The 13,277-nt window shown below is 45.2% G+C and carries 11 protein-coding genes; all 11 read right to left on the reverse strand.

The window, feature by feature from the left end; genetic code table 11:
- Positions 1-39: 39 nt before the first annotated feature.
- The gene (gene der / locus W293_RS0100490; RefSeq protein ID WP_025650578.1) at positions 40-1,461 is read right to left on the reverse strand and encodes a ribosome biogenesis GTPase Der; all 1,422 of its coding nucleotides are present in this window, start codon (positions 1,459-1,461) and stop codon (positions 40-42) included.
- 522 nt (positions 1,462-1,983) lie between these two features.
- Positions 1,984-3,192 (reverse strand): outer membrane protein assembly factor BamB, encoded by a 1,209-nt coding sequence (bamB, locus tag W293_RS0100495; RefSeq protein ID WP_037026329.1) that lies wholly within the window; start codon positions 3,190-3,192, stop codon positions 1,984-1,986.
- A 186-nt stretch (positions 3,193-3,378) separates the two neighbouring features.
- On the reverse strand, positions 3,379-4,170 hold the full coding sequence (locus W293_RS0100500; RefSeq protein WP_025650580.1) for a YfgM family protein: 792 nt from the start codon (positions 4,168-4,170) through the stop codon (positions 3,379-3,381).
- A gap of 49 nt (positions 4,171-4,219) precedes the next feature.
- Positions 4,220-5,509 carry a histidine--tRNA ligase gene (hisS, locus tag W293_RS0100505; RefSeq protein WP_025650581.1) on the reverse strand — a complete coding sequence of 430 codons (1,290 nt, stop codon included), beginning with the start codon at positions 5,507-5,509 and terminating at the stop codon, positions 4,220-4,222.
- A 90-nt stretch (positions 5,510-5,599) separates the two neighbouring features.
- Positions 5,600-6,715 carry a flavodoxin-dependent (E)-4-hydroxy-3-methylbut-2-enyl-diphosphate synthase gene (ispG, locus tag W293_RS0100510; protein ID WP_025650582.1) on the reverse strand — a complete coding sequence of 372 codons (1,116 nt, stop codon included), beginning with the start codon at positions 6,713-6,715 and terminating at the stop codon, positions 5,600-5,602.
- Positions 6,716-6,776: 61 nt separating this feature from the next.
- Positions 6,777-7,595 (reverse strand): helix-turn-helix domain-containing protein, encoded by an 819-nt coding sequence (locus tag W293_RS0100515; RefSeq protein WP_037026331.1) that lies wholly within the window; start codon positions 7,593-7,595, stop codon positions 6,777-6,779.
- Complete coding sequence (gene pilW, locus W293_RS0100520; RefSeq protein WP_227502412.1) at positions 7,592-8,527, reverse strand: type IV pilus biogenesis/stability protein PilW; 936 nt, start codon at positions 8,525-8,527, stop codon at positions 7,592-7,594. Before pilW ends, W293_RS0100515 begins: the two co-directional genes overlap by 4 nt.
- Before the next feature lie 296 nt (positions 8,528-8,823).
- Entirely contained in the window at positions 8,824-10,008 is a 1,185-nt protein-coding gene (gene rlmN, locus W293_RS0100525; protein ID WP_407074168.1) for a 23S rRNA (adenine(2503)-C(2))-methyltransferase RlmN, read from the reverse strand.
- A 459-nt stretch (positions 10,009-10,467) separates the two neighbouring features.
- Entirely contained in the window at positions 10,468-10,899 is a 432-nt protein-coding gene (ndk, locus tag W293_RS0100530; protein ID WP_025650586.1) for a nucleoside-diphosphate kinase, read from the reverse strand.
- Between the two features lie 450 nt (positions 10,900-11,349).
- On the reverse strand, positions 11,350-11,769 hold the full coding sequence (locus W293_RS0100535; RefSeq protein WP_025650587.1) for a lysozyme inhibitor LprI family protein: 420 nt from the start codon (positions 11,767-11,769) through the stop codon (positions 11,350-11,352).
- Positions 11,770-11,941: 172 nt separating this feature from the next.
- Positions 11,942-13,231 (reverse strand): adenylosuccinate synthase, encoded by a 1,290-nt coding sequence (locus W293_RS0100540; RefSeq protein ID WP_025650588.1) that lies wholly within the window; start codon positions 13,229-13,231, stop codon positions 11,942-11,944.
- Positions 13,232-13,277 lie beyond the last annotated feature (46 nt).

Raw genomic sequence — 13,277 nt, forward strand, 5'->3', positions numbered from 1 at the left:
TAAAATTATAAACATTTAAAGGCAGGTAAAACCGTTGTTTTAACGCGGTTTTTTATCTTTTGTGGTGAACTTCTGCGTTCGATTACGCTCACGTTGACGTAACTGTTGCGCTTTTGCTTTGGTTGGCGTATCACTTTTATTAGCGTAAGGATTTTCGTTGAGCTTAAAGACCACATTAAGCGGCGTACCTTCGAGCTTAAACACCTGACGGAATTGGTTTTCTAGATAACGCTGATAGCTCTTAGGGAGCGAGCCAGTTTGGTTACCATGAATGACAATCACGGGTGGATTGTGACCACCGATATGCGCATAGCGTAACTTGATACGGCGACCAGCGACCGTCGGTGGTGGATTGGCAGTCACGGCATCTTGTAAAATCTGAGTCAAACGGTTGGTCGACACTTCAAACATAGAGGACTGATAAGCACGCAGGATAGATGGATATAAATTACCCACGCCAGTGCCATGTAATGCTGAGATTAGATGCACTTTTACATACGGAATAAAATTAAAGCGGCGATCCATCTCAATTTTGATATAGTCTCTTTGATCTTGAGTCAGACCGTCCCACTTATTGATTGCTACGACTAAAGCACGACCGGCATCAAGGGCGTAACCAATCATATGCAAATCTTGATCGACGATTCCTTCATGAGCATCAATGACAATAACCGTGACGTTAGAGTCTTCAATGGCTTGCAAGGTTTTGATAACTGAAAATTTCTCTACTTTTTCATCGATTTTACCACGGCGACGGACACCAGCCGTATCAATCAATACGTAGTCTTTACCATCGCGCTTATAAGGGATATAAATACTGTCACGCGTGGTGCCAGGCATATCGAACACCACAACGCGGTCTTCACCCAATAGACGGTTCACCAAGGTGGATTTTCCCACGTTTGGACGACCGATAATGGCAAGCTTTAAACCTCTCGGCTCTACCACTGCATCTTGTTCAGGCATATCAGCAGTCAGAATTTCGAGCAAGTTACCGATACCGCGACCATGGCTGGCTGCCATCGGATACGGCTCGCCCAACCCTAAAGCATAAAATTCTGCAGGGGCAGAGTCATGGACACCATCGACTTTGTTGGCAACCACATAGACCGGCTTGCCAAGGGTGTGCAAGAACTTACCGATTTCGGCATCAGCGCCAATCATCCCAGCCCGTGCATCAACCACAAACACAATGATATCCGCTTCGTGAATGGCAGTATGCGACTGTTCAGACATGTAGTCATCGATGTTGCCGCTGCCATCATCCGCTTCACCAATACCGCCCGTATCGACGACGATAAAGGCTTTGCCTTCATATACCGCATCGCCGTATTGACGGTCACGAGTCAATCCTGACAAATCAGCAACCAGTGCCTGCCGACTTTTAGTGAACTGATTAAATAAGGTAGATTTACCGACGTTTGGACGACCAATTAAGGCGACCACAGGCTTGATACTCATGGGTTACTCTCAGTGAAGGGCACAATGACGGACAAGACAGTTACTCGCTTAATAATACGAGTAAACATGCTGTGCTTGAACGTAAACTAAAATGAATGATAAATATAAAACGATATAGTCAATCCTCTATAAATTAGATACGGTGTCAGTCTCGTTTAGTCTACTATTTGTAGTACTTTCACTCGCCTTTCTTGTCTCTAAATTATATTAAACCGACTATAGCAATAAAAAGGTATTATTTACTATTTTGCAATAAATAGATGGTATGCCTAGAGACAGCATTATTTATGAATACTGTCTCCAGATACCATACATAGGCATTACCTACCGCTATTATATAGAGATAATGCCGACAGCGCATCGGTCGCATAGAGTACGCGAAACCCTGTCGTTAAACAAGCCATTTACACAAGGCATGAAACGCTGACAAAGCAGCGTTTATATCTCTTAGCATCGACATTAAACAGTACGCTTAGTCATAGGCTTAAAAAAACCATTGATAAAGCGCCTGTTCATCAAGTCTTAGCGAGCTAATTGCCAGATAGCAACTTGGCCTGAGGTACTTTGGGTCAGCAAGCGGCTACCTTGAGCTTGCAAGTTGGTAAGCGCGCCTTTGGTCTCTACACGGCTGACGATTTTTCCGCTAGCAGGGTCAAATAAATGCACAACCCCATCATAATCACCCACTGCAATATAGTTCCCAATCATGACAGGGTTGGTTAAGTGGCGATAAGCCAGCTCTTCACTTTCCCATAGCATCTCACCATTGCTACGATCATAAGCGACTACTTTTCCGTCTAAGCTGGTGGCAATGACTTGCTGATTGTTTACCGCTAGCGCTTTTAGGCTGGCAAGATCATTGACAAACATCACTTGACGTGACGCCAAGTCAATCCCTAATAGTTGCCCACTATAGCTGATAGCAAACAGCTGATTATTATTGACGACAGGCTTGCCGTCAACATCGCTCATACGCTCAACTTCACTACTGCCCGCGCCCACGCCCACACGTCTTGACCACTGCGGTAGACCGCTATCGGTGGTCACTGCATGCAAACGTCCATCAGCCGTTGCCAATAATGCTGTTTTTTCATCTAACAACGTCGGTGCCGCATTACCGCGCACACTGATAGCAGGTACTTGAGTGGCGAACTGCCATACCGACTGACCAGTCTGTAGTGATAAGCCGTGCAAGAAGCCATCATTGGCCGACAAAATCACCCGATTATTACTAATAAGCGCTGGTGACAGTACCGAACCTGATAACTGTTGCTGCCAGCGTTTTGCGCCAGTCGCACTATCAAAAGCCATGACTCGCCCGCTACGTGTACTGACAATCGCAGTTTGGCTCAAGGCATCTATTGCCACGCCGCCTGTGATTTGATCACCGACATTGACCGACCATGACTCTTGACCAGCGCTATTAAAGCCGGTCAAATCACCACCGCGTGATGCCGTTACTATTTGACCATTGGCATATCCGACCTGTAAATCTAATGGGTCTTTTTTGCTGGCTTTTCTGTTACCGACATCAGTGCTAAATACAGGCTGTAGCACGCTAATAGGCTGAGCAATTTGCACCAGTTTTACAGGATCGTTAACGACAGGTTTGATACCGCGATTACAGCCAACGACAGCCGTTGCCAGTGCTGCGATGACAGCCACGTGCATGACAGTCGTCTTGATGGTCTTAGCCTTTAACGTGTTGCTAGAGCGAATAGATTGAGTCATGATAGGTTCTCACTACAAATAAATTAATCATTAATAAATTAGCCATCAGTAAATAGGCAATTGAGCAGTAATAAAAAAGTCCGGTACATTCCCGCTACATTGGCACCGACTGTTAATACTGCTCTGCTGACTTACTGCGCTACTTAGTTTGTAGAACGGTTTGAGTTAAGATATAAATCATTAAAACTAAGAGGGTTGCTCGGCGGTAGCGGTATTTTCCTCAATGACTAATGGCTGCTCAGCAGTAGCAGGCTCTTGCAGCAGGCCAGCTTGCGGCTCAATAGGCTCAGGCACGATACCCAGACTTTCCATCTTTAAAGCCAATACTGCACGCGTTTCTTGACGACTACGTAACAATTCCCAAGCATTGTTGTAAGACTTAATCGCTGAGTCTTTATTGTCTTGCGCCAAATACACATCGCCTAATAACTCTTGCTGACTGGCTTCAAAGGAGCTTGGCATATCGTTGTTGGCTTCGGCTAAGGCTGCATCTGCATCACCAGCCGCCAATAGCGTCTTAGCATAACGCAGACGAGTAATCGCAGTCAGACCCGCATCACCCAAATCGATTGCCAGCGCTTTTTTTAGCGTCTCACTTGCGCCTGTAAAGTCATCACCATCAACCTGTTGACGCGCTTTAATCATCAGCGCTTGCCACGCATAGACGGAGTCACCATGCGTGCTGACCAAGTCATCAATGTCTTTATTAAGCTGCGTACGGCTGTCTGATAGTGCTGCTTTTGCCTCTGCTTCTAAATCTGGATTTTGTGACGCCAGACTGACTTCTTCATTCAATCGCTGGATGTCCGCATAGTGATCGGCAGCAACCGTATCCACACGGGCATGATTGTCCTGCCAATATGTCCAGCCAAAATAAGCGGCCAGTGCCAACAAAATCGCAGTGACAATATAGCTGCCGTATTGCTTTAACGCTTGCATTGAGTTGTCTGCATTCGGCGAATTGGGTGTCAGAGCCATAGGTAGTTACCTGATAAAATTGTTATTAAGTTGCTGATGCTAAAGCGGTTCAGTGACGAGAAAAGTGCTCTTTACTCGATAGCCAATCCTGCGCGACCGTCTGTTGCTCACCTGTCTGCATGTCTTTGATGCTAATAGTCTGATCATCCAGCTCTTGCTGCGCAATAATAACCGTCAACGCAGCGCCCGATTTGTCCGCTTTTTTCATTTGCGCCTTTAGACTCGTCGCACTTGCCATTTTTACCCGCACATCTGGACGGCTATAACGCAAACGTTGTGCATAGCCAATACCCGCACCATAAACATCGGGATGAGCCACGACAAAGACATCACAAGCTGGCACATCAGCAATCGGAGCGACAGCTTCCATGAGTAACAATAAACGCTCAAGTCCCATGGCAAAACCAACCGCAGGCTCAGACTTCATCGGCTTGCTACTATCGCTACCGATTGATTTTAGCTGTCCAATTAAACCATCGTAGCGCCCACCGGCACAAACGGTCGCTTGGCTACCAAGCTTGTCAGTGACCCACTCAAAGACAGTTTTGTTATAGTAATCAAGACCGCGTACTAGATGCGGGTTAATCTCAAAACTGATGCCAAGGTCGGTCAAATAAGCTTGTACTTGTTCAAAATGCGCGACACTCTCTGCACCTAAAAAGTCAGCCAGCTTTGGTGCATCTGCCAATACTGCTTGGGTACTCGCCTCTTTACTGTCTAAAATACGCAGCGGATTGGTCGTCAAGCGGCGTTTGCTATCATCGTCTAGCTGCTCTTGTTTGTCCGTTAAATAAGTAACCAGCGCCTCACGATAAGCATGGCGCTCATCCAGCTCGCCCAAGCTATTTAACTGCAAATGCATCTCATCTTTTAGACCCAGCTCTTGCCACATCAGATGCGTCATAGCAATTAATTCAGCGTCGGCATCCGCTAGCGCACTGCCAAAGCTCTCGACACCCAATTGATGAAACTGGCGGTAGCGACCTTTTTGTGGACGCTCATAGCGGAACATCGGGCCGATATACCAAAGCTTAGGCGTATCACCACGCAGCAAATTGTGCTCAATCACTGCACGTACCGCCCCAGCTGTACCTTCAGGACGCAATGCTAAGGGCGTTGGTGGCTCGGACTTATCGGTAAAGCTATACATCTCTTTTTCGACGATGTCGGTTGCCCCGCCGATAGCACGGGCAAATAAGTCGGTTTGTTCTACGATAGGCAGGCGAATGTGTTCATAACCGTATCTACCCAATACATCAGCCAATATCGACTCTAAGTGCAGCCATTTTGCGGATTGGTCAGGCAAAATATCATTAAACCCTTTAATAGCTTTAATCATGGTACGGTCGTATCCTTAAAAATTTTAACAAGTATTCTATTATTGTTGTCATGCTTTAACGAACGCTACTGGAATCTGAATTATCCCAGCTTATTTTACTCGAATAATTTCATTCTCACGTTTTTTGGCCAATTCTTCTGCGTGCGCGCGAACCATACCTTCTATCTCATCGACCAAATTTTCGGTATCAATCAGATGGCTTTTCTCACCCATACGGTACACCAACGATTTTGGTGCAGCACCGACAATACCAATATCCGCTTCTTTCGCTTCACCCGGACCATTTACCTTACAGCCAATCACGGACAGGTTCATCGGCTCACGGATGTCTTCTAAACGCGACTCAAGCGCAGTCATCACTCTAATCACATCAAACTCTTGACGCGAGCAGCTTGGACAAGCAATAAAGTTCACGCCATTTGAGCGAATATTGAGCGATTTTAAAATATCGAAACCAATTTTAATCTCTTCTTCTGGCTCTGCTGCCAAGGAGATACGAATAGTATCGCCAATACCATCTAGCAATAAGCCACCAAGAGCAATGGCTGACTTGACCGCGCCTGTGCGATAGACACCCGCTTCGGTCACGCCTAAATGCAGTGGATTGTCAATTTGAGCAGAGATAAGACGATAGGCATCCAAGGTCAAAAACACATTGCTGGCTTTAACCGAGACTTTGTATTGATCAAAGTTCAGACGCTCCAAAATATCGATATGACGCATCGCTGACTCCAGCATTGCCTCGCCAGTTGGCTCGGTATACTTACGCTGAATGTCTTTTTCTAGGGAGCCTGCATTGACGCCAATACGAATCGGAATATTGTAATGCTTGGCACAAGCGACGACTTCACGTACTTTGGCGTCGCTACCGATATTACCCGGGTTAATACGTAGACAATCCGCACCCGCTTCGGCAACCGCTAGCGCAATCTTATGATCAAAATGTACATCGGCGATCAATGGGACGCTGACCAGCTTGCGAATCTCACCAAAGGCTTTGACCGTATCCATCGTCGGCGTTGATACGCGCATCAAATCAGCGCCCGCTTCGACGCAGCGCTCAATTTGCGCCACGGTCGCTGCCACATCACAGGTGTCGGTGTTGGTCATGCTTTGCACACTAATCGGTGCATCGCCACCAATCGCAACATCACCAACATAGATTTTTTTGGTCAGACGACGGTTAATAGGCGATGGCATTGACATACATAAATCCTTTAATCAGAACTGAAAAAACAATAGGCGAAGAGGTAAAAAGGCAGAAAGACTAAGGAGCCAACTCAAAACTGGCCTGCTTATCCGTAGCATAGGTATCTAAGGCGACGGCTTCTTGATTGAGCATTAAGCTGACGTTATCGATATTATCAATCTGTACATTAAATGGTGGCATGCCTGACAATTGGTAGTCACCAGCTGTCTGCGCGCCATTCATCAAGTTGCTACCAGAAGCGTCAGTAATACTAATAACGGCATTATCCGTAATCTTGATATCCAAAGCCGCCACACTGGTATTGGCATCACCGCCCAAATTGAGTGCAGAGCCAGACGCGCCGACCCCATTGGCATCGCTGTTGACTGCAGCACCTTGTGCTTGCTCTATGGCTGAGATATCCTCGACAGCTGCCGCTGGCTCTTGGTTATTCTCTTTGCTCGCATTGCTCACCATACGAAATAAAAATATCGCTAAGATGATTAGCGCGATAACGCCTATGATTAATAGGGGGTTAAAGCGAATACGGTTGTGCGTATCACGCTGCAATGTACCCATTGGGCGCAAAGGCGTGTCTATATTGCTTGCCGACTGGGCTTTTAGCTCTTTGGGATAAGCGGCATCGAAACTGCTCGCTATTTTTACCGGATCTAAGCCCAAAAATTTGGCATAATTAATCGCAAAACCACGAGCAAAAGCCGCTTGCGGTAGCTCAGAGAAGTTTTCACTCTCTAGCGCTTGCAAATGACGCTTTAAAATAAATAGCTCAGCTGCCACCTCTTCTAAGCTGATTTGTTTATTTTTTCGGGCTTGCTGCAATACGGCACCAAATGATCCCTGCGGGTTAGATTGAGTGTTTGATGATGGGGTGATCATTTCCATGGTGCCTCTGGATTATTAAGCCAAGTCTTAAGTTGTTTTGCCTCATCGCTTAACGGGTAAGCCGATAAAAGCTGCTGTGCCAATTGTTGGCGCGTTGTCTTGTTGTTTTGTGCAGCGGCAATTTTGATGCCTTGCAACAGTAAGCGTGGGCTAATACCCTGCCCTTGTACCAGCATCAAAGTCTCGTCATAGATCCGCTGCGCTTGCTGCACACGCTGCTGCTCAAGCAATAAGTCTACCAATTCAATATGGGCGATAATACTATTGCGATTGCCATCTAATGCCCGCAAGAATGCTTTGGCTGCTGCTGGATGATCATTGAGTTGCAGATAGGTGCGACCCAAGTTTTCTAGCGCGCCAATACGGCCTTCGTAACCCAATGCTGCACCGGCGATTTCAAACTGCGCCGCCGCTTCTTGGTAACGCTTCATTTGCGACAAATAAACGCCGTAATTATTGTGCGCTTGCTCAAAATCTTTATCAAGCGCGATGGCTTTTTTAAAATACTGGTCGGCTTTTTCAAGATTGATGCGGCTGCCTTCTTGCTGCAACAAAACGCCCATCATATCATAGGCTGGCGCGTAACGGCTATCAGCAGCAAAGGCTTTTTCTAACTGACGCTGCGCGGTATCAAGCTCGTTTTTGCGGATATATTGCGCAGCAAGCGAGGTGCGCACACGAGCGATTTCTTGTTGATCCAAGTTGCGATTGTCACTCGGTCGCGTGGACGTTTGATAAGGGGTGCTACCCGTTAGATCATTGGTCGTCGTGCTTTGACAGCCGCTCACTAGCAAGCCTGCCAATGCACTTGCCAGCAGCATACGCTTTGGCGTAGTCAGTGACTCAAGCGCTGATATCAACGGCTTGAATGCCGAAAGAAAGGGTTTTTGATATTTGAACTGACAAGAATCTTTAGAAGTCATCATAGCCGCCATCATAAAACTGTGGTTCAGTACAGAGGATCAAAGAAGCATCAGTTTAATAGATTTAGCCCCCATAAGTACAATTTAGTTACTATTAATTGTGGTCTTCATGATTATTAGCCGTTGTGACTACAATTTTATTACCGTTGTGATGGATAAAAGACAGCTAATGAGTAGAAATTGATAGATTGTTCATCACTTTTATCCATACCGTCTTTAATTATTGACACCAGTCTAAACGGTTAATACCGCCCCTATCCATGCTACTTTAAACCATCAATATTACAAATGGCATCACCCTAAACGTTTTCACGGTCTTTGATACTTTGCTGCCACGCCGCTGAGCGACGTGTTCTATCAGCCACTTGTCCGACTAATTGACCGCAGGCCGCATCAATATCATCACCACGGGTTTGGCGAATCGTACAGACAAATCCTGCTTGGCTCAAAATATCACTAAAGGCATGAATACGATTGTTGCTTGATTTGTCGTAATTGGCATGTGGAAACGGATTAAATGGTATCAGATTAATTTTGCTTGGCAAATCACCTAGTAAAGCAACCAATTGATGAGCGTGCTCGTTGCTATCATTGACACCATCAAGCATCACATATTCAATGGTCACATGCTTTTTATGGCGCGGATTCACGTCATAAACATAATTGCGAGCGGCTGCCATCAACTCTTCTAACGGGTATTTCTTATTAATCGGCACTAGCTCATTACGCAGCTCATCATTGGGTGCGTGCAGTGAAATCGCCAGTGCCACATCGATATCTTGTGCCAACTGATACATTTTTGGCACGACCCCTGAGGTTGATAATGTCACCCGACGCTTTGACAAACCGTAGGCGTGATCACTCAGCATCAGCTCCATCGAGCCAACCACTGGCTTATAGTTTAGTAATGGCTCGCCCATGCCCATCATCACCACGTTGGTCACGTTATTTTCCCACAAGCTATGATCAACGTTGTCTAAACTGTCATTTTCATCAGTCATATAAGAAGCATTAGCTACCCAAAGCTGTCCGATGATTTCAGCTGCCGTCAAATCGCGCTCAAAGCCCTGTTTGCCAGTACTACAGAAACTACAATCTAACGCACAGCCAACTTGTGAAGACACGCACAAAGTCTTACGGCCGTTTACTTTGCTGTCATCTGCTGGAATCAGTACCGTCTCAACCAATGAGCCGCCAGTGACTTCAAACACCCATTTGCGCGTACCATCATCACTATATTGACGATGAATCACTTTTGGCGGAACGACGCAAGCATTGGCTGACAGTTTATCGCGCAGTGACTTACTCAGATTGGTCATTTGTTCAAAATCTGTCACACCATGCTGATATATCCATTTAACCACTTGCGTCGCCCGAAAGGGCTTTTCGCCAATACTCTTAAAGTAATCCGCCAGTTGCGCTTGCGTCATCCCCAAAAGATTGGTTTTTGCCTGCGCTTCATCTACTAGCTTAATGCTGCTCATAGGCTTAGTAGGTACGTGCTGGATGGGTGTTTGAACAGTTGACATAATAGGTAACCTTTTTGCATAAGCTTAAATAAGCGCTGCAATTATTTATATGGGCGTTGCCACAAGCGATGCATGAGCAATCCGTTATGAGCGCATTTCCTATCGATAACTAATAGCTGATAAAAATATGCTGATAAGGGATTGATAATGCTCAGTAAACACAATAATGAGGGAAGTCGCTAAAAATTTCAATGAACAATCAGACTATTATAATAGCTAAAACGGCTTATACCCATAAGATATAAGCCGTATTCTCACACCAGTTATTAACAATTAATTTTGTTAATAATAGCTGAATAGTGAATTAAATATAGAGCTGGTACAAGGAAGACGAGCGCAAATCGTAGCTAGCTCATCAAAGCCGGTACATTAAGCGAGTCTGACACAGTAACAGCCTATATTTAGTTTACTATATTAACGCGTACGTGCACAAACTTCATCATCATTGAAGAAGTAGCTGATTTCACGTGCTGCTGATTCAGCTGAATCTGAACCATGAACGGCGTTTTCATCGATGCTGCTAGCGAAATCAGCACGGATAGTACCTTCAGCAGCGTCTTTTGGATTAGTAGCGCCCATGATGTCGCGATGCTTAGCGATCGCGTTTTCGCCTTCTAACACTGATACCAATACTGGACCTGACATCATGAAAGATTTTAGGTCATTGTAGAATGGACGCTCAGCGTGCTCAGCGTAAAAACCACCTGCTTTTTCATCATCAAGTTGCATCATTTTTGCTGCAACAATTTTTAGACCAGCTTGTTCGAAGCGGCTATAGATAGCGCCGATGTGGTTGCCAGCAACTGCGTCAGGTTTGATGATAGATAAAGTACGTTCGTTAGCCATGAAAAGCTCCTAATAAATGAAAAATAAAATGATAAATTCAATAAGAAATGAAATAGTAAAAGGGTTATTTTATCTCTGACCACAATGTTGACATAGGTTAGTTTAAACCACTCATTGCTTATCAATACGAAAACATGAGCGCCAACATCGGATTGCTGCCTATTATAATGATTAAGCCTATAAATGATAGGGTTAATTTATGACCGCACCTTGCATAAAAGTAAATTTATAAAGGCGGCATATCTTAAGACAAAGTAAGTATCCGTCAATAGCAGGTACTTACCCTACTTATCCAATCACTGACCATCTTTGTCCTTTATGAGCATGGGACTGGCTAAGCAAAAACGCTATACAAACACTATTAGCGAAAAACCCTCAACATATAAGGCTAAGGGTTTTCGTTAATACGAAGCTATGCAGATCACTGCTTTCAAGCAAGGCTAAAAACAACTACTCGCCTAGGCGGCTGTCTCGACAACTGCCCGCATTACATTCACGCACCCGCTCATTTAAGAAGTTAACGCGACTGGTCGTCGTGCGAGTGGCACAGCCCATATTAACAAAAAATCCATTTTCATCATCATGATAGCTACAACGATCATCACGCTCACGTATCCAAGCCAGTTGTCCACGTTTTAGCGTGGATTTTTGCTTTTTATTGAGCTGTTTGCTCAACTTATTATAAGAGTTATTCAGCTCTTTATCGGCTTGCAAATATACCTTTGTTAAACAGTACAAACCATCAAAGTCATTATTAGGATTATCACAATTTTCAGCGCCCCAAGAAAGCATAGGTATCATAAAAGCTGCAGAAGTTAACAGCGCTAAAGACGTCTTGCGAACGGAATGCTTAAGAATATTCGTTTTCATCACGTTTTCCTTTTCGTGTATTGATAAAATTAAAGCCACTGATGACATAATACACCGAATTAAACCAAAATAATGTTAGCAAGTCTATTTTTTCATGCAAAAAAAACCCCAATGCTCAGCACTGGGGTTTTATCGCTCAATCTACCTATTAATAGTAGTTTTTTAACACTACTTACGCATCATATGGGTCACGCAATACGATGGTCTCTTCGCGGTCAGGACCGGTTGAGATAATATCGACTGGGCAATCAATCAATGCTTCGATACGTTTGATATATATTTTGGCGTTTTCTGGCAAGTCGTCATAATTGGTGATACCAACCGTTGACTCACTCCACCCTTGTAGCGTTTCGTATTTTGGCGTCACTGACTCATAGAATTCAGCATCATGCGCGCCAGCAAACTCCGTATCTGGCACGTCATAGCCTACCCCAATGAGCAGCTCTTCAAGTCCGTCTAGGACATCAAGCTTGGTCAAGCAAATACCTGATAGTGAGTTCAATACCACTGCACGGCGCAAGGCTTCGGCATCGAACCAACCACAGCGACGTGCACGACCTGTCGTCGCACCAAATTCATGACCAACTCGAGCTAAATGCGCGCCAACATCATCGAACAATTCAGTTGGGAACGGACCACTACCAACACGGGTGGTATAAGCTTTGGTGATACCCAATACGTAGTCTAAGTACAATGGACCAATACCCGTACCAGTCGATACGCCGCCCGCGGTGACGCTTGAGCTGGTCACAAACGGATAAGTACCATGATCGATATCAAGCAATGTACCTTGTGCGCCTTCGAACATCAGGTTCTTGCCAGCCAGTCGCAATTGATTGAGGTCTTCAGTTACATCAGTAACCATGCCTTTGATTTCTACTTTCCACTCTTGGCAAAGCTTAAATGTTTCATCAAAATCAATCGCGTCAACTTTATAATACTGGGTCAGTTGGAAGTTATGATATTCGATTAAGTTACGTAGTTTTTCTTCTAAATCATCACGGAATAAATCAGCAAGCTTGATCGCACGGCGCGCCACTTTGTCTTCATAGGCAGGACCGATACCACGACCTGTTGTACCGATTTTGCCAGTACCACGCTTGGCTTCACGCGCCTGATCAAGTGCGACGTGATATGGCATAATCAATGGGCAGTTTGGTGAGATGCGCAGACGCTCACGTACCGGCACGTTGTTGTCTTCTAACTCTTTCATTTCTTTGAGCAATGCGTCTGGTGCTAACACCACGCCATTACCGATGAAGCACGTCACGCCTTCACGTAAGATACCTGATGGGATCAAATGCAAGACCGTGGTTCTGCCATCGACAACTAGCGTGTGACCTGCATTGTGACCGCCTTGAAAGCGAGCAACTGCTGAGGCTTTTTCGGTGAGTAAATCGACGATTTTACCCTTACCTTCATCGCCCCATTGGCTACCCAAAACTACGACATTCTTACCCATGATCAATCCTTACCTTTATGTATTGAGGTGTGTGCAATAACGGTTA

It is taken from the genome of Psychrobacter sp. TB67 (assembly GCF_000511065.1).
Taxonomy (GTDB): domain Bacteria; phylum Pseudomonadota; class Gammaproteobacteria; order Pseudomonadales; family Moraxellaceae; genus Psychrobacter; species Psychrobacter okhotskensis.

Bases quoted from the DNA above. Each gene is read 5' to 3' on its own strand.
- rlmN (WP_407074168.1), bottom strand. From the start codon at position 10,008: ATGAGCAGCATTAAGCTAGTAGATGAAGCGCAGGCAAAAACCAATCTT.
- ispG (WP_025650582.1), bottom strand. From the start codon at position 6,715: ATGTCAATGCCATCGCCTATTAACCGTCGTCTGACCAAAAAAATCTAT.
- bamB (WP_037026329.1), bottom strand. From the start codon at position 3,192: ATGACTCAATCTATTCGCTCTAGCAACACGTTAAAGGCTAAGACCATC.
- W293_RS0100540 (WP_025650588.1), bottom strand. From the start codon at position 13,231: ATGGGTAAGAATGTCGTAGTTTTGGGTAGCCAATGGGGCGATGAAGGT.
- W293_RS0100500 (WP_025650580.1), bottom strand. From the start codon at position 4,170: ATGGCTCTGACACCCAATTCGCCGAATGCAGACAACTCAATGCAAGCG.
- hisS (WP_025650581.1), bottom strand. From the start codon at position 5,509: ATGATTAAAGCTATTAAAGGGTTTAATGATATTTTGCCTGACCAATCC.
- pilW (WP_227502412.1), bottom strand. From the start codon at position 8,527: ATGATGACTTCTAAAGATTCTTGTCAGTTCAAATATCAAAAACCCTTT.
- ndk (WP_025650586.1), bottom strand. From the start codon at position 10,899: ATGGCTAACGAACGTACTTTATCTATCATCAAACCTGACGCAGTTGCT.
- W293_RS0100535 (WP_025650587.1), bottom strand. From the start codon at position 11,769: ATGAAAACGAATATTCTTAAGCATTCCGTTCGCAAGACGTCTTTAGCG.
- W293_RS0100515 (WP_037026331.1), bottom strand. From the start codon at position 7,595: ATGATCACCCCATCATCAAACACTCAATCTAACCCGCAGGGATCATTT.
- der (WP_025650578.1), bottom strand. From the start codon at position 1,461: ATGAGTATCAAGCCTGTGGTCGCCTTAATTGGTCGTCCAAACGTCGGT.